This window comes from Lentzea sp. (genome assembly GCF_035525475.1).
Taxonomy (GTDB): Bacteria; Actinomycetota; Actinomycetes; order Mycobacteriales; family Pseudonocardiaceae; genus Lentzea.
This window is the reverse complement of sequence record NZ_DATLEC010000133.1, coordinates 14,271-29,547: the sequence shown is the minus strand read 5'-3', so window position 1 is coordinate 29,547 and position 15,277 is coordinate 14,271. Positions and strand designations below refer to the sequence as shown.

14 protein-coding genes are annotated in these 15,277 nt (G+C 69.8%); 9 read left to right on the top strand and 5 right to left on the bottom strand.

Features of this window, described 5'->3' with window-relative positions:
* Window positions 1-15: 15 nt before the first annotated feature.
* The 7 genes from VM306_RS22270 to VM306_RS22240 all read left to right on the top strand — a co-directional run bounded on the left by VM306_RS22270 (window position 16) and on the right by VM306_RS22240 (window position 8,581).
* Window positions 16-1,119 carry a pectate lyase gene (locus tag VM306_RS22270; RefSeq protein ID WP_325518158.1) on the top strand — a complete coding sequence of 368 codons (1,104 nt, stop codon included), beginning with the start codon at window positions 16-18 and terminating at the stop codon, window positions 1,117-1,119.
* A gap of 149 nt (window positions 1,120-1,268) precedes the next feature.
* Entirely contained in the window at window positions 1,269-1,502 is a 234-nt protein-coding gene (locus VM306_RS22265; RefSeq protein WP_325518156.1) for a hypothetical protein, read from the top strand.
* Between the two features lie 282 nt (window positions 1,503-1,784).
* Window positions 1,785-3,023: a cellulose-binding protein gene (locus VM306_RS22260; RefSeq protein WP_325518154.1), complete on the top strand. Its 1,239-nt coding sequence runs from the start codon at window positions 1,785-1,787 to the stop codon at window positions 3,021-3,023.
* Between the two features lie 396 nt (window positions 3,024-3,419).
* Entirely contained in the window at window positions 3,420-6,170 is a 2,751-nt protein-coding gene (locus VM306_RS22255) for a helix-turn-helix transcriptional regulator (protein WP_325518152.1), read from the top strand.
* Window positions 6,171-6,248: 78 nt separating this feature from the next.
* Window positions 6,249-7,082, top strand: coding sequence for an alpha/beta hydrolase (locus tag VM306_RS22250; RefSeq protein ID WP_325518150.1), 834 nt, complete (start codon window positions 6,249-6,251; stop codon window positions 7,080-7,082).
* Window positions 7,083-7,091: 9 nt separating this feature from the next.
* Entirely contained in the window at window positions 7,092-7,895 is an 804-nt protein-coding gene (locus VM306_RS22245; RefSeq protein ID WP_325518148.1) for an alpha/beta hydrolase, read from the top strand.
* 68 nt (window positions 7,896-7,963) lie between these two features.
* Window positions 7,964-8,581 carry a DUF1345 domain-containing protein gene (locus VM306_RS22240; RefSeq protein ID WP_325518146.1) on the top strand — a complete coding sequence of 206 codons (618 nt, stop codon included), beginning with the start codon at window positions 7,964-7,966 and terminating at the stop codon, window positions 8,579-8,581.
* On the opposite strand, the gene VM306_RS22235 is transcribed toward VM306_RS22240, so the two are convergent.
* On the bottom strand, window positions 8,477-9,481 hold the full coding sequence (locus VM306_RS22235; RefSeq protein ID WP_325518144.1) for an AraC family transcriptional regulator: 1,005 nt from the start codon (window positions 9,479-9,481) through the stop codon (window positions 8,477-8,479). The genes VM306_RS22240 and VM306_RS22235 overlap by 105 nt on opposite strands.
* 107 nt (window positions 9,482-9,588) lie before the next feature.
* Here VM306_RS22235 and VM306_RS22230 point away from each other — a divergent pair, with 107 nt between their 5' ends.
* Entirely contained in the window at window positions 9,589-10,599 is a 1,011-nt protein-coding gene (locus VM306_RS22230) for an aldo/keto reductase (RefSeq protein WP_325518211.1), read from the top strand.
* Window positions 10,600-10,609: 10 nt separating this feature from the next.
* Here VM306_RS22230 and VM306_RS22225 read toward each other — a convergent pair whose 3' ends face one another.
* Genes VM306_RS22225 through VM306_RS22210 form a run of 4 tightly spaced genes read right to left on the bottom strand, consistent with a single transcriptional unit; the run spans window position 10,610 to window position 14,113 of the window.
* The gene (locus VM306_RS22225) at window positions 10,610-10,957 is read right to left on the bottom strand and encodes a hypothetical protein (RefSeq protein ID WP_325518141.1); all 348 of its coding nucleotides are present in this window, start codon (window positions 10,955-10,957) and stop codon (window positions 10,610-10,612) included.
* The gene (locus VM306_RS22220; RefSeq protein WP_325518139.1) at window positions 10,954-11,583 is read right to left on the bottom strand and encodes a response regulator transcription factor; all 630 of its coding nucleotides are present in this window, start codon (window positions 11,581-11,583) and stop codon (window positions 10,954-10,956) included. Before VM306_RS22220 ends, VM306_RS22225 begins: the two co-directional genes overlap by 4 nt.
* Window positions 11,580-12,926 carry a sensor histidine kinase gene (locus VM306_RS22215; protein WP_325518137.1) on the bottom strand — a complete coding sequence of 449 codons (1,347 nt, stop codon included), beginning with the start codon at window positions 12,924-12,926 and terminating at the stop codon, window positions 11,580-11,582. The genes VM306_RS22220 and VM306_RS22215 overlap by 4 nt, the downstream gene beginning before the upstream one ends.
* Before the next feature lie 53 nt (window positions 12,927-12,979).
* A complete protein-coding gene (locus VM306_RS22210) occupies window positions 12,980-14,113 on the bottom strand; it encodes an acyltransferase family protein (RefSeq protein WP_325518135.1) in 1,134 nt (377 codons plus the stop codon).
* 225 nt (window positions 14,114-14,338) lie between these two features.
* On the opposite strand from VM306_RS22210, the gene VM306_RS22205 reads away from it, so the two are divergent.
* A complete protein-coding gene (locus VM306_RS22205; RefSeq protein WP_325518133.1) occupies window positions 14,339-15,235 on the top strand; it encodes a virginiamycin B lyase family protein in 897 nt (298 codons plus the stop codon).
* Window positions 15,236-15,277: the final 42 nt, after the last annotated feature.

Genomic DNA, 15,277 nt, shown 5'->3' with positions numbered 1-15,277 from the left:
GACGCAGGAGACGAAATGAAACGATCAGTCGCATGGCGGATCCCCGCGGTCGTGGCCGCGTTGGCCGTCGCGACCTCGACCAGCGCGGTGCTGGCGATGTCACCGGCGTCGGCCGCGGCCGGCACCGCGACCGGCTACGCCTCCCAGAACGGCGGCACCACCGGCGGCCAGGGCGGGGCCACGGTCCGGGCCACCACGGGAACCCAGATCCACCAAGCCCTGTGCGGCCGGGCCAGCACCTCCACCCCGATCACCATCGAGGTCTCGGGCACGATCAACCACGGCAACACCGCCAAGGTCTCGGGCGACAGCTGCGAAACCGCCGCCGGCGTGATCGAGCTCAAGCGGATCAGCAACGTCACCATCATCGGCGTCGGCGGCGGGGCCGTCTTCGACCAGCTGGGCATCCACATCCGCGAGTCCCGCAACATCATCATCCGCAACGTGACCATCCGGAACGTCAAGAAGTCGGGCTCCCCCACGTCCAACGGCGGCGACGCCATCGGGATGGAGAACAACGTCCGCAACGTCTGGGTCGACCACGTCGACCTTCTGGCGTCGGGTGGTGAGTCGGAAGGCTACGACGGCCTGTTCGACATGAAGAACAACACCCAGTACGTGACCCTGTCCTACAGCACCCTGCGCAACTCCGGTCGCGGCGGGCTGGTCGGGTCCAGTGAGAGCGACCGCTCGAACGGGTTCATCACGTACCACCACAACCTGTACGAGAACATCGACTCCCGGGCGCCTTTGCTGCGGGGCGGCATCGCCCACATGTACAACAACCACTACGTGAGCCTCAACGAGTCCGGCATCAACTCCCGGGCCGGCGCCAAGGCCAAGGTGGACAACAACTACTTCAAGAACTCCCGTGACGTCCTCGGCACCTTCTACACCACCGAGACCGGCTACTGGCAGGTCAGCGGCAACGTCTTCGACAACGTGACGTGGTCCGCCCCGAGCAGCGACCACAAGCCCGCCGGTCCCGACGTCAAGTCCACCACCACCGTCTCCGTGCCCTACGGCTTCACCCTCGACCAGGCCGGCTGCGTGCCGAACGTCGTGAGCCGCACGGCGGGCGCCAGCACGGGTCTGAGGGAGTCGGACGGCAGCTGCTAGGAAGGCTTCGCGGACCTGAAGGATTGCGACGGGGCCGTTTTCGGGACATCCCCCGAAGGCGGCCCCTGATCGACCGAGTCGCCGGAACGCTGCTCCTGCCGAGGTTCGCACTTCACCCACGCCGATGTCGGGCGTGGTGGCGAAGACGTGTGCGCGACCTCGTCGCGCGGGACAAGGAAGTGCACGCCGCGGTCCGCGCTGCGCACCTACGTCAGGGGGCCATCGAGCCTCACCGGCACACCATCGAGGAAGCACTCGACGGTGAACGCGCCGACCTTCTCCGCACCTACCTGCGGCACGGGTCCGACGCCCGTCCATCCAGAATGGACATTCGACGGGTGATCAGCACGGTCATGGCCGTGACGATCGTCGGTGCAACTTGACCAACGGACCCCTGGCCAATGCCGCCGGTCGTGGTCACAGGTTGCCGTCGCCGCAGCCCGAGGCCGGAACTGTCTCCATTGTCGAACAAGCGGCTCACCCGCACGTTCGATGAATTCCAAGATCACGCTCGCAGACTTCCGCGACTCGCTGTCACAAGCCCCGAAGTAAAGAAAACCTTGATTGATCGAAGGGCAGCGGCCGATAATGATTACGCCTGAGATTGTCTTTCGAAAAGTTTTCGATAATTCCGCCGCCGGCACAACCTGATCGAAAGGAATTCTGTGACCGTCGAACCGAACTGCTCCAGGATCCGTTCGAGGGCTGCCGTGCTGACCGCGGCGGCGCTCATGATCATCGGAGCGGCGACCACTCCCTCCACCGCGGCGGCAGGCCCGATCGAAGACGACGGAGGTGACTGCGCGGTGACGCTGCCCGGATCCCTTGCCACGAATCCGAGGCTTCCCGATCCGTTCACGAAGCTGAACGGCGCACGCATCACGGCCAAGACCGACTGGCGGTGCCGTCGAGCGGAGATCAAGGAACTGGCGGAGAGGTACGTCTACGGCGAGAAGCCGGCGAAGCCGCCCACCGTCACGGGAACGGTTTCCAGCAGCAACATCACGGTCAACGTCACGCACAACGGCAGGAGCGCGAGTTTCTCCGCGGGAGTCGAGCTGCCGACCGGTTCCGGGCCTTTTCCAGCCGTGGTCGTCCTGGGCGGTTTCGGGGCGGACACAGCCACGATCAAGGCCTCCGGTGCCGCGGTCATCAGCTACGACCCGCTGGCGGTGGGGCGAGAGGGCACTCCGCGGAACAACAAACAGGGCGCCTTCTACAGCATCTATGGTTCCACGAGCAGCACCGGTCTGCTGCTCGCGTGGGCGTGGGGTGTCAGCCGGATGATCGACGTCATCGAACAGTCCGGGGGCAACATCCTCAAGGCGGACGCAGTCGGCGTCACCGGGTGCTCGCGCTACGGCAAGGGCGCGTTCGTCACCGGTGCGTTCGACCAGCGCATCGCGCTGACCATGCCCGTCGAATCGGGCAGTGGCGGTGCTCCCGCCTTCCGCTCGATCGCCAGGGAGAGCGGGGCACAACCGTTGAGCAGCGCCTACGGTGAACAGCCCTGGCTGGGGGACGCGTTCAGCGCTTTCACCGGCAACCCGGCCACGTTGCCGGTGGACACCCACCAGGTCGCGGCGATGATCGCACCGCGCGGCCTGTTCATCATGGACAACCCTCACATCGACTGGCTGGCGACGAGGTCGGGAAGCGTGGCGGCCCTGGGCGCGGCAGAGGTCTACCAGGCACTCGGCGCCAGAGGCAACATCACCTACTGGTCCGATGTCCAGAACGGCACCCACTGCGCCACCAGGCCGGAGTGGCGCACTCCCCTGCAGCAGCACATCCAGAAGTTCCTGCTGAGGACCGGCAGCGCGGCCGGCGTCTTCCGGATCTCGAGCAAGAAGGCCGGCAACCTCTCCGAGTGGCGGGACTGGCAGACCCCGGTCCTCTCCTGACGGAACCGACAGGCCCGGTGTGCCCGCACACCGGGCCTCACGGTCAGCGGCAATCCTGCGGCCCTCGACCAGACCTTGGTTCATCCGCCGTGCCGCCCACGGTCTCCCGCCGTCACACCACAAACGCACAGGAAAGCGACAATTCCCTGGTCAGTGGCAGCGGGCCTGTCTCAGGCGGAGCAGGAAGGACGCAGGAGGCAGCGATGCGTTCAGCGACGCGTGTGAGGCGTATGCGTGCCCTGGATGTGAAGCGCACCACCTCCTCGAGCAACAAGGCCGTGGAATGTTCGGGCTGGTGCTCAAATACGTCCGCAAGTTCTGGAGCCCACGCGTCCTCCGGCCGGTTCGGCGTGGCCGCGAGGCAGCGAAGGGTCACCACGGAGGAGAGAGCGCGGCATGCAACGACGGGCGCTGCTGGGTCGCGAGAGAGAGCGCCGCGCACTGGCCGCACTGGTCGAGCAGGCCGCCTCCGGCTCGGGTGGCGCGGTGGTCGTCCTCGGCGCCCCCGGGATCGGCAAGTCGGCGCTGGTCTCCGAGGCGGCGGCGCGGGCAGCCGACCGCGGGACACGGGTGATCACGGCGGTGGGGGTCGAGTCGGAGGAGAACGTGCCCTGCGCCGGTCTGCACCAGCTGGTCCACCAGTTGCGGGACGGCATCGACGACCTGCCCGGACCGCAGCGTGCTGCGCTGCGCGCGGCCGTCGGACTCGCCGACGAGTCCGTGCCCGACCTCTACCTCGTCGGACTGGCCGCGCTGACCCTGTTGTCGGACGCGGCGGTGAGGGCACCGCTGCTGGTGGTCGTCGAGGACGCCCACTGGATCGACCGGGCCAGCCTCGACGTGCTCGGGTTCGTCGCGCGGCGGATCGAGTCCGACCCCCTCGCGCTGGTCGCCGTCACCCGCTCCCTCGACGACCGGCTCGGTGGCGCCGGGCTGTCCGTGCTGCACCTGGACCCGTTGGCGGACGAGGTGTCGGGTGAGCTGCTGGACGCGGTGGCCCCCGGCCTGGGGCAGCAGGTCAGGCGGCGGCTGCTGGTGGAGGCGGCGGGGAACCCGCTGGCGTTGACCGAGTTGCCGGTGGCGCTGCGGTCGGTCGGTGGTGCGTACGCGCTCACGCCGGGTCCGCTGCCGTTGACCGAGCGGCTGGAGCGGACCTTCACGGCACGGGTCTCCCGACTTCCGGCCGACACGCGGGCGGTCCTCCTCCTCGCGGCCCTCAACGGCGACGGCACGATGGACGAGTGCCTCGCCGCCGCCGCCAGGATGCTCGGGACGGCGGTCGGCGTCGGCGCTCTCGGGCCGGCGGTCGGCGCCGGCCTGCTGGAGTCCTGGGGGATGGTCTTCCGGCACCCGCTCGTCCGCTCGGCGTTGCACCACGCGGCGACCGCCGCGGAACGACAGGCCGCGCACGCCGCTCTCGCCTCCCAGCTGGAGGGGCAGCCCGATCGTCAGGCGTGGCACCGCGCCGCCGCCACCGCAGGTCCCGACGAGCACGCGGCGCGGGACCTGGACCTCACCGCCGGCAGGGCCTTGCGGCGCGGCGGTGTCGCGGTGGCCGCGGCCGCGCTGCGGCGAGCGGCGGAGCTGACCGCGGACCCCTCCGCCCGTGCGGACCGGCTGCTGCGCGCGGCCGAGCTCGCCCTGGAGTCGGGCCAGTGCGACGCCGCGGCGCACCTGCTGGACCAGGCACGGTCGCTGGACCTCTCGGCCAGGGATCGTGGCCGTGCGGCCTGGGTCGGCATCGCGCTGGCCGAGGGGGCGGCGCAGGGCCAGGGCACCGCGACCGCCGAACTGGCAGAGCTGGCCGTCGAGATCGCCGCCGGTGGTGAGCCCGTGCTGGGACTGCGCATGCTGTGGGGCGCGGTCCTGCACTGCTTCTGGGGAGAGCCGGGGCCTGCCGCCCGCCGGCGGGTGGCCGCCGCCGCCGACCGGATGCCCGTGGACGCGGACAACGCCGACCTGGTGGCCCTGCGGGCGTACTGCGCGCCGGTCGACCGCGGGCGCGCCGTCCTCGAGGCCCTGACCGGTCAGCTGGAGCGGTCGTCCGAGGACGCCGAGGGAGACCAGCTCCTGGGTGCCGCCGCGGTGACGGTGGGTGCTCCCGCCCTGGCGAGCCGCCTGGCGACGAGGTCGCTGGACGCCCTGCGGGCACAGGGCCGTCTGTCGATGCTGGCCAGGGCCCTGTGCGTGCAGGCGGGCAGTGCCGCACGGCTCGGTGACGTGCGCGCCGCCCACCTCGCCGCCGAGGAGGCCGCGGAGCTGGCCCGCGAGACCGGCCAGTCCCTCGTGCACGCGATGGTGCACGCCATTCGCGCACAGGTCGCCGCCGTCTGCGGCGACCCGCTGGCCGAGGCGTGGGCAGCGGAGGCGGAGCGCACCGCCCTTCCCGGTGGCGCGCGCCCGGCGCTGGCCATCGTGCAGATGGCCCGCGGGCAGGCGGCCCTCTGCCAGGGGCGCTACGGCGACGCCTTCGGGCACCTGCGCCGCGTGTTCGAACCGGCCGACCCCGCTTTCCACCCGTGGCTGCGCTTCTACGGGGTCGCCGAACTGGTCGAGGCGGCGGTGCGCAGCGAGTCCGCCGACGCGGCGCGGGAGGTCCTGCGGGAGCTGGCCCCGCTGGCGGAGCTGACCCCGTCACCCGCCCTGCTCTGCGGACTGCGCCTCGCCCGCGCGCTGCTGAGTCCTCCGGACGACGCCGAGCAGCTCTACCGGGCGGCACTCGACGCCGTTCCCGTCGACTGGCCGTTCGAACGGGCGCGGGTGCACCTCGCCCTGGGCGCGTGGCTGCGGCGGCACCGGCGGCCCGCGGAGTCCCGCGCCGTCCTCCAGGCCGCGCGCGAGATCTTCGACGCGCTCGGCGCGTCGGCCTGGGCGGAGCGGGCACGCCAGGAGCTCCGCGCCGCGGGCACGTCCTCCCCCCACCAGGACCCGGCCGCCGTCGACCGGCTCACCTCGACCGAGCTGCACGTCGCCCAGCTCGCCGCGCAGGGGCTGACCAACCGGGAGATCGGCGAGCGGCTGTACGTCTCCCCCAGGACGGTGAGCACCCACCTCCAGCGTATGTTCCCCAAGCTGGGCGTGACGTCCCGCGGCGAGCTCGCCGCGGTGTTGCGCGGCACGATGACGTACGCCGAAGACGTTGTCTGACGGACGCGGCGGGCCCTGCTCGCTCCCTAGGTTCGTGCCATCCCCGATCCGCACACGGCGGAGGGGCGGGAAGGCACCATGGGAACCATCACCGTCGGCACCGAGGGCTCGACCGGCATCGAGCTGTACTACGAGGACCACGGCTCCGGCCAGCCGGTCGTCCTGATCCACGGCTACCCGCTGGACGGGCAGTCGTGGGAGAAGCAGACCGACGCGCTCGTCAAGGCCGGCTACCGCGTCATCACCTACGACCGCCGGGGCTTCGGCCGGTCGAGCAAGACCATGACGGGCTACGACTACGACACCTTCGCCGCCGACCTGAACGCGGTCCTGACCCGGCTCGACCTGCGTGACGTCGTCCTCGTCGGCTTCTCGATGGGTTCGGGCGAGGTCGCCCGCTACCTCGGCACCTACGGCTCGGAGCGGGTGGCGAAGGCGGCCTTCCTCGGCGCGCTCCAGCCGTTCCTGCTGCAGACGGAGGACAACCCCGCGGGCGTGCCGCAGTCGGTGTTCGACGGCATCGCCGAGCAGGCCGAGGCCGACCGCTACGCCTGGTACGAGAACTTCTTCGTCGACTTCTTCAACACCGACGAGACGCTCGGGTCCCGTCTCAGCGATGCCGCGCTCCGGGCGAACTGGGTCACCGCCATCGCCTCGGCGCCCGTGGCGGCGTACGCGTGCGTCCCGGCGTGGCTGACGGACTTCCGGGACGACGTGAAGAGCATCGACGTGCCGTCGCTGATCCTGCACGGCACCGCCGACCGCATCCTGCCGATCGACGCCACGGCCCGCGAGTTCCGCCGCCGCCTGCCCGACGCCCGCTACGTCGAGATCGACGGTGCACCGCACGGCCTGCTGCTCACCCACGCGGCCGAGGTCAACGCCGCCCTGCTCGCCTTCCTCACAGACTGAGAACCGGACATGCACAAGCTCACGCACCGCGTCACCGCTCTACTGGCCGTGCTCGTCGCCGTGGCCGGGTTCGCCCTGCTCGGCACGTCGAACGCGGCCCCCCACCCGGCAGCCGGGCAGAAGCCCACGATCGTCCTCGTCCACGGCGCCTTCGCGGACGGTGCGAGCTGGAACCCCGTCATCGAGCGGCTGCAGCGACGGGGCTTCACCGCCGTCGCCGTCGCCAACCCCTTGCGTGGGGTCGCCTCCGACGCCGAGGCCCTCGACACGCGTCTCGCCGCCATCGACGGACCCGTGGTGCTCGTCGGCCACTCCTACGGCGGTGCCGTCATCACCAACGTCAAGTCGCGTTCCCCGAAGGTGAAGGCGCTGGTGTACGTCGCCGCCTTCGCCCCCGCCGAGGGCGAGGCCGCGGCGCAGCTCGCCGCGAAGTACCCCGGCAGCACGCTGGGCGAGACGCTGGCACCGGTCCCGCTGCCCGACGGCTCGCAGGACCTGTACATCAAGCCCCCGCTCTTCCGGCAGCAGTTCGCGGCGGACGTCCCGGCGCGTCAGGCCGCCCTCATGGCCAGCACCCAGCGCCCCATCCGTGACGCCGCCCTGAACGAGGCGTCCGGCGCCCCCGCCTGGGCGAGCATCCCCTCGTGGTTCCTGCTGGCGGGCGCCGACAAGAACATTCCCGTGCGGGCGCAGAGGTTCATGGCCGACCGGGCCGGCTCACGCGCCACCGTGACAGTCGAGAAAGCCTCGCACGCCGTGGCGGTCTCACGTCCGGACGCGGTCGTCGACCTCGTCCTCCGCGCCGCGCGCTGACGTCTCCCCCGGCCCCGTGATCCGGAAGTCACGGGGCCACCCCCTTGCCGTTCCCACTAAGGAAAGTCATGCGCTTCAGCCCGTCAGTCGTGCTGTCCCGGATCATCGAGAGCACGCTCGTCCTGCTCGGCGTCCCCATCTTCCTGTCGGATGACATCAGGTGGATCGCGTTGTGGGACATCATCGCCGTCGTCTACCTCGCGATCCGCGTCATCCGCCTCAGTCGCGGCAAGCGGGCGGGCGACGACCAGGGCGCGTGGGTCAAGAGCACGCTGGGCCGCCGCAGCGGCACCTTGTTCACCCTGTTCACCAGCTTCACCGGGATCACGTCCGGTCTGACCATCGCGGTCACCGAGGAAGGCACCCAGGCGGCGCTGAACAGCAAGATCGCCGGTGTGCCCGCCGTGCTGCTGGCGTGGGCGATCCTGCACTTCGGCTACGCCGACCGCTACGCGCAGGCGTACTACGCCGCCCTGCCCGAGAAGCTGCTGGTGTTCCCCGGCTCCGAGCACCCGACTTTCATCGACTTCGCGTACTTCTCGTTCACCGTCGGCACCACGTTCGCGGTCTCCGACGTCGAGTCACGCACCTCCGGCATGCGGCTGCGGATCCTCGCGCACGGCGTGCTCTCGTTCATCTACAACACCACGATGCTCGGCATCGCCATCGGCGTGATCAGCGGCTGAGACGCGGAACTCCCGTGGTGACATCCCGACAACGCGCCGGAAAGCGGTGCTGAAAGCGCTTTCGGACTGATATCCGATAGCTGCCGCTATGGCCGTGAGGGAGTCCTCCGTGCGCAATGCGGCGCGCGCCAGCTGCATTCGCCACTCGATGAGGTAGTCCAGCGGAGGTCTTCCGACCCTGCTCCTGAAGTGCGCGGAGAAAGCCGACCTCGACATCATCGCGGTTCTGGCGAGTTCTTCGAGCGTCCAGCGACGGTGCGGTTCGGCGTGTACAGCTCGTAGCGCTGCCCCGATTCCGTCGTCGATGACCGACGCGAGCCATCCCAGGGGCTGGTGGGATGAACCGGCGTGCGACCTCAGCATGTGCACCAGGAGGATCTGGGCCAGATGTTCGAGGACGAGAGACCGGCCCACCTTGGTCGCCTCGAACTCGTGGACGAGAAGGGTCGCGATGTTCCAGAGCAGTTTTCCGCCGGCATCGTCTGCTTTGACGACCATGGCCGGAGGGAGCGACGAGAACAGGATCGACGCATCGGAATCCTGGAACTCGAAGTCGACGCTGCACGTGTACGTGACGGAGCCCTGAGAGATCTCGGGGCCGGCCCCTCCGACCGAGCTTCCGAGGACATAGGGGGGTGGGTTTCCGAGGAGGTAGAAATCGCCCGTGCTCAGGAAGAGAGGTTCCAGTCCGTCGACGCTCAGCCAGCACTCGCCTTCCACCACCACGCCGAGCTTGACGTGCGGGAAAGGGGAGAAATGGGCTCTCCACGGCGCCGTAGCGCGGAGCGGGACGGGAACGACGGTCCGGGGCCGCGCCAGCGCCAGGGCGTCCCGGAAGGGGTCCCGTGCGTCGAGAGCGACCTCGAAGCTGGACGATCGGTAAACATCGCTGGACTCCACGTTATGGACTGTACGCCCGGCGAGGGGAACGATCATGTCTGGCGGCGGGAGCTGCCCGGTGCGAGGAGCCTCCTCGTGCCGGATGGACGCTGGGAGTGAAAAACCGCATGCGATACCGATTCCTCGGACGATCGGGACTGCGAGTATCAGAACTGTCGCTGGGGACAGGCAATTTCGGCACGGGCTGGGGGCACGGAGCGGAGGCGCCCGAGGCTCAGGCGATGTACGACACGTACAGGGAAGCGGGAGGGAACTTCATCGACACCGCTTCCAACTACCAGTCGGGAGACGCCGAGGAGTTCCTCTCGGACATCATCTCCTCGGATCGCGAGGACGTGGTCCTGGCGACGAAGTACACCATGGGGACTTCCGCGAGCAGCGGCCTCCAGATGACGGGGAACAGCAGAAAAGCGATGGTCCAGTCCCTGGAGCAGAGCTTGCGCCGGCTGGGCACCGACCGGGTGGACGTGTTCTGGGCCCACGTGGCCGACGAATCCACACCGATCGAAGAAATACTGCGGGCCTTCGACGACCTGACGCGCGCCGGCAAGATTCTTTACGCCGGCCTCTCCAGTTTCCCCGCATGGCGTGTGGCAACGGGAGTCACCCTGGCGCAGCAGCGGGGCTGGGCCCCTCCCGTGGCGATCCAGGTCGAGTACAGCCTCGTCCAGCGCGCCGCCGAACGGGAGTTGCTGCCGATGGCAGAGGCCTTCGGACTGGGCGTCCTCGGGTTCTCGCCTCTCGGCGGTGGTCTTCTGACGGGCAAGTACCGGCAGGGCGCCACAGGTCGTGCGCAGAGCTCGATCAGCCAGTTCCTCCACACGGAGGACGACCCCGCCAAGACCGGTGTCCTGGACACCGCCGAGAGCATCGCCAGGGATCTCGGCACGACTCCGGAGCGGGTGGCGATCAGGTGGTCGATGTCGAAGGGGATCATTCCCATCATCGGGCCGAGGAGCGTGGACCAGCTCACGTCCAACCTCGCGGCCGCCGAGCTGGACCTCTCACCGCGTCAGCTCGACCAGCTGGACGAGGTGAGCGCGCCGCAGCTGGGATATCCCCACCGGATGTGGTCGGAGCCCGACCGGGTCGCGAAGAGCCGATTCGCCCAGGTGTGAGAAATGCTCGTCAGTTGATCACCGCGATCGCGGTGATCACGTGGATGACCCCGGCGAGGGCAGGAGCCACGGTCATGCGGACCTCGCGCCGATGGGCGCCGATGGCGGCGTCCCCGATCTGCACGACCGCGGCGGTGATCAGCACCAGTGCGCTGACCAGGCCGGTCGCGACGAACGGCACCACGCAGACGAGAAGTCCCAGCGGCACTCCCCTGATCGCGTACATCCACGCGTAGAAGCGCTCGCCCGCGGTCGGTGTCGTCTCGTGGCTCAGGGACGACGGCCGGACCGCCGCCACGATCGCGAACCCGGTGGACACCAGGGCGATGATGCCGTTGAGCACGGCCAGCGCGATCATTCGCTTGGCGTCAGGTAGCCGCGGGAGAACGCGGCGGCCACGGCGGCTGCCCGGTCGTTGACGCCCAGCTTCGCGTACACGTGCAGCAGGTGCGTCTTGACCGTCGTCTCGCTGATGAACAGCCGCTTCGCCGCCTCGCGGTTCGTCGAGCCCTGGGCGATCAGTTCCAGCACCTCCTGTTCGCGCCGGGACAGGGGTGCCGGGACCGGTTTGCGCACCTGGCCCAGGAGCCTGGTGGCGACGGCGGGTGAGAGCACCGCCTGCCCGCGTGCCGCGGCCTCGACCGCGCGGACCAGCTCGTCGCGAGGCGCCTCCTTGAGGAGGTAGCCGGTGGCGCCGGCTTCGATGGCGGGCAGCACGTGGCTGTCCGTGTCGTAGGTGGTGAGCACCAGGACCCGTGACGGCACGCCGCGCTTCGCCAGCTCCCTGATGGCGGCCACCCCGTCGGTCCCGGGCATCCGCAGGTCCATGAGGATCACGTCGGGGCGCAGGCGGTCCCCCGCCGCGACCGCTTCGGCGCCGTCACCGGCTTCGCCGACCACCTCGAAGCGCGGGTCGGCGCCGAACATGCCGCGCAGGCCGTCCCGCACCACCGGGTGGTCGTCGATGATCAGCAGTGAGATCAACTCTCGCTCCCGGCGGGGATCGCGGGCACCGTCACCGTGATCGCGGTGCCGCCTCCCGGCTCGGACTCGACGTCCAGGCGTCCCGCGAGGAGCTGTGCCCGCTGCCGCATGCCGGCGAGCCCGAAGCCCCCGTCCGCGGAACCGCCGGCGCGCTTCGCGTCCGGCAGGAAACCTGCTCCGTCGTCCAGGACGTCGAGTGTCACCAGGTCCTCCATGTACGACAGGGTCAGGGCGACCCGGCGGGCTCGTGCGTGCTTGGCGACGTTGGCGAGGGCCTCCTGCGCGGTGCGCAGCAGTGCCACCTCGACGTCGGTGTGCATCGGCCGGGCGTCGCCGGTCGTGGTCAGCACCGCCTCGACGCGGTTCACCTCCGACCAGCGCCTGGCCACGTCGCCGATCGCGTCAGGGAGGCGTGCTTCCGCCAATGCGGACGGTCCCACCGCGTGCACCGTGCGGCGGGCCTCGGTGAGGCTCTCGCGGGCCAGGCTCATCGCGTTCGCCACGTGCCGGCGCGACACCGCCGGTTCGTCCGACGCCTGCTCGGCGGCCTGGAGCTGGGTGAGGATGCCGGCCAAGCCCTGGGCGAGGGTGTCGTGGATCTCCCGCGCCATCCGGTGCCGCTCGTCGAGCACGCCGGCCTCGCGGGCCTGCACCAGCAGCTGGGTGTGCAGGTTCGCGTTCTCCGCCAGCGCGGTCTCCAGCTCGGTGTTGGCCTTGTGCAGCTCGACCAGCGCCCGCTTCTGCCGGTGGTTGCGCCGGTCGGACATCACGTCGGCGTAGAAGGCCGCCGTGGCCATCACCGTGGTGAACGCGGTGACAGCGGGCCACTTCCACCAGTCATCGACCGTGATGTTGGCCGCCCCTCCCACGTAGGAGACCGCCGAGACCGCGGACGTGGCGACCACGCCGACGTAGCGCCACCGGCCCTTCAGGTACTGGAAGGCGTGCACGTACCCGACGAAGGCGAAGAAGCCGAACCAGGGCGTGAGCAGCACCAGGCAGCCGGTCAACGCCACGAGCCCCGCGTAGTACAGAGCCATCAGCGGGGCATTGCCGTGCCACTCCCGGTGGAACGTGTGGAACCACATGACCCACGCGGTGAGCAGAGCGGAGAGCCCCAGCACTCCTGGCAGGTGCACCGGCGCGTTCCAGAGCGACTGCAGCAGGGTCAACACGACGCTGATCGCCAGCAGCGGGTACGGGAACACCTTCAGGACCGCGGTCTCCTTGCGCTCCCAGCGGTCGAACTCCTCGCGCAACTCGGCCTCGACACCCACGACCCGCTCCCAGCGGAAGTACCTCGCGGCCGGACCCCCGGCCACGATCGCCCACACCAGCACCACGTGCGCTGTCCAGCCATGATCGCACGTGATGCCGGCCGTAACCCGAGGTCGCACTACACCACTGCCCGCACGGCGCGTATACGGCGCAGAGCGCCCGAGATCGCCCAGCTCCCGGCCGCGGCGAGCACCAGGGTCAGCAGGAACTTCGGCACGGGAGCCGCGTCCAGTGGGTGCAACACCGCCACGACTCCGACGATGACCGGCGCGTGCACGAGGTAGACGGCGAAGGCATTGTCGGCGAGGTAGCGGCTGAGTGGCGACGAACCGGCGACGAAGCGTTCGAACACGCGGAGCAGGACGAGGATGACGCCGACCGCGAACAGCGACTCCCACAGCGCGAGAGCCAGGTGGACAGGGCTGACAACGGTCAGGTCGCCGGAAGCCGCGAGACCGCGGTAGCCGCCCAGTGCCATCGGCACGGACGACACCACCACGAGAAGCACACCGAACCAGCCCGATCTCCGCGGGAGCGACATGAGCCAGCGCCGACGGTAGGCCGCGACACCGGCGGCGAAGAACAGCACGTACTGGGGCATGTAGGCCGGGCTGGGCAGCGCGAGCACCGGTTCATAGCTGCCGAACGGGACGAAAATCCGCCACGCGTAGGTGGCCGCCGCGAGGACGAGCACGAAAGCGAGCAGATCCCGCCGCCGCAACGGTCGTGACCGCACGGGCTCCGCGGTCGTGCGCAGGTGCCGTAACAACGCATACGCGAGACAGAAGATCAACAGCACTTCGAGGAACCAGGCGGGCCCGATCAACCAGGAGGTGAAGTAGTAGACCGCGAAAGACGGCCGGGTCGCCGACGGCAGGTCGAGGTAGGTCGGCAAGACGAAGAGCGGCCGTAGCAGCACGACGAACGCGAGGAAAGGAATCCCGACCCGTTTGAGGCGCTCGACCGCGAACTTGCCCGGCCCTCTCCGATCCACCCCGGCGGGTGCGAAGAATCCGGACAGCAGGAAGAAGAGCCCCATGAAGAACGTCTGGTCGACCAGGATCAGCAGGTCCAACGGCAACGCCGCGGACGCCGAAGCAGGCTGTCGCCAGTTGGGCCAGAGCGGGAGATTGCCGTAGGGGGCCGCGGAGTGGTGCGCGACCACCAGGAAGGTCAGGAAGACGCGGAGGTTGTCGATGTGGAAGATGCGCGCCGGGCGGGAAGTGCTGACGACGCCGAGTTGTGTTGTCACAGGGCGTTCACCGCGGTGTGGTCGCCGTAGCGCTTGACGAGGCCGTGTACCTCGATGATGGTCATGATCGAAAGCCTGCCGCTTGCGAAGACGCGCCGGATCGACCACGCGGTCGGGGATCACCGCGGACGCGGTAGACCCCCTCCATCCTCCGATCGGAGGATGCGGGACAGGACGTACGCTTGAACCAAGATCATTCACCGTAGCTGGTCGAGGAGTGGGGTCGTGGCGGGAAACCTGGCTGTGCCGATCACGGAGTACCCGGCCGGCGAGCCGGGCTCGGGGCCGTACGGGATCACCGCGGGGCCCGATGGCGCGGTGTGGTTCACGCAGGTGCACCACGGCCTGATCGGACGGATGGCGCCGGACGGCGAGCACGTCTCGTACCGGCTCGACCCGTCCTCCGGCCGGCCGTCGCTCCTGACGACCGGCCCGGACGGCGCGTTGTGGTTCACCGAGTCGCTGGGGCATCGGATCGGCCGCATCACGACCGACGGCGCGGTCACGGGTTTCGACGTCCCCACGCCCGAGGCGGGGCCGTTCGGCATCACGGCGGGACCGGACGGGGCGCTCTGGTTCACCGAGATGAACGCCGGCAAGGTCGGCCGCCTCACCGTCGACGGAACGGTCACGGAGTTCGACCTCCCCGCGAAGGGGAGCTTCCCCTCGATGATCACCGACGGCCCGGACGGCGCGTTGTGGTTCACGATGAACCAGGCGAACGCCATCGGCCGGATCACCGTCGAGGGGGACATCACCACGCACCCGCTGCCCACCGCCGGCGCGGGACCGGTCGGCATCACCCGCGGCGGTGACGGCGCGCTGTGGTTCGCGGAGATCGCCGCGGGCCAGATCGGGCGCGTCACCGCGGACGGCCGGATCACCGAGTTCCCGTTGCCCGACCGGACCGCACGGCCACACGCCATCACCGCGGACCGGGACGGGTCCTGCTGGTTCACCGAGTGGGGCTCCGGCCGCATCGGCCGGATCAGCCAGGAGGGAGAGGTCGAGACCTGCGCCCTGCCGCGCCCGGACTCGGAACCCCACGGCATCACCCTCGGCCCCGACGGCGCTGTGTGGGTCGCCCTGGAAATCGGGTCGATCGCCCGCCTGGCACCGTGACCCGCGCTCCCGGGTCGCGGATGTTGCGCGAATCCCGGAGCG

Excerpts from the sequence above, each read along its gene's own strand:
- VM306_RS22225 (WP_325518141.1), bottom strand. The coding sequence starts at position 10,957 with ATGATCGCGCTGGCCGTGCTCAACGGCATCATCGCCCTGGTGTCCACC.
- VM306_RS22240 (WP_325518146.1), top strand. The coding sequence starts at position 7,964 with ATGCGCTTCAGCCCGTCAGTCGTGCTGTCCCGGATCATCGAGAGCACG.
- VM306_RS22250 (WP_325518150.1), top strand. The coding sequence starts at position 6,249 with ATGGGAACCATCACCGTCGGCACCGAGGGCTCGACCGGCATCGAGCTG.
- VM306_RS22245 (WP_325518148.1), top strand. The coding sequence starts at position 7,092 with ATGCACAAGCTCACGCACCGCGTCACCGCTCTACTGGCCGTGCTCGTC.
- VM306_RS22255 (WP_325518152.1), top strand. The coding sequence starts at position 3,420 with ATGCAACGACGGGCGCTGCTGGGTCGCGAGAGAGAGCGCCGCGCACTG.
- VM306_RS22270 (WP_325518158.1), top strand. The coding sequence starts at position 16 with ATGAAACGATCAGTCGCATGGCGGATCCCCGCGGTCGTGGCCGCGTTG.
- VM306_RS22230 (WP_325518211.1), top strand. The coding sequence starts at position 9,589 with ATGCGATACCGATTCCTCGGACGATCGGGACTGCGAGTATCAGAACTG.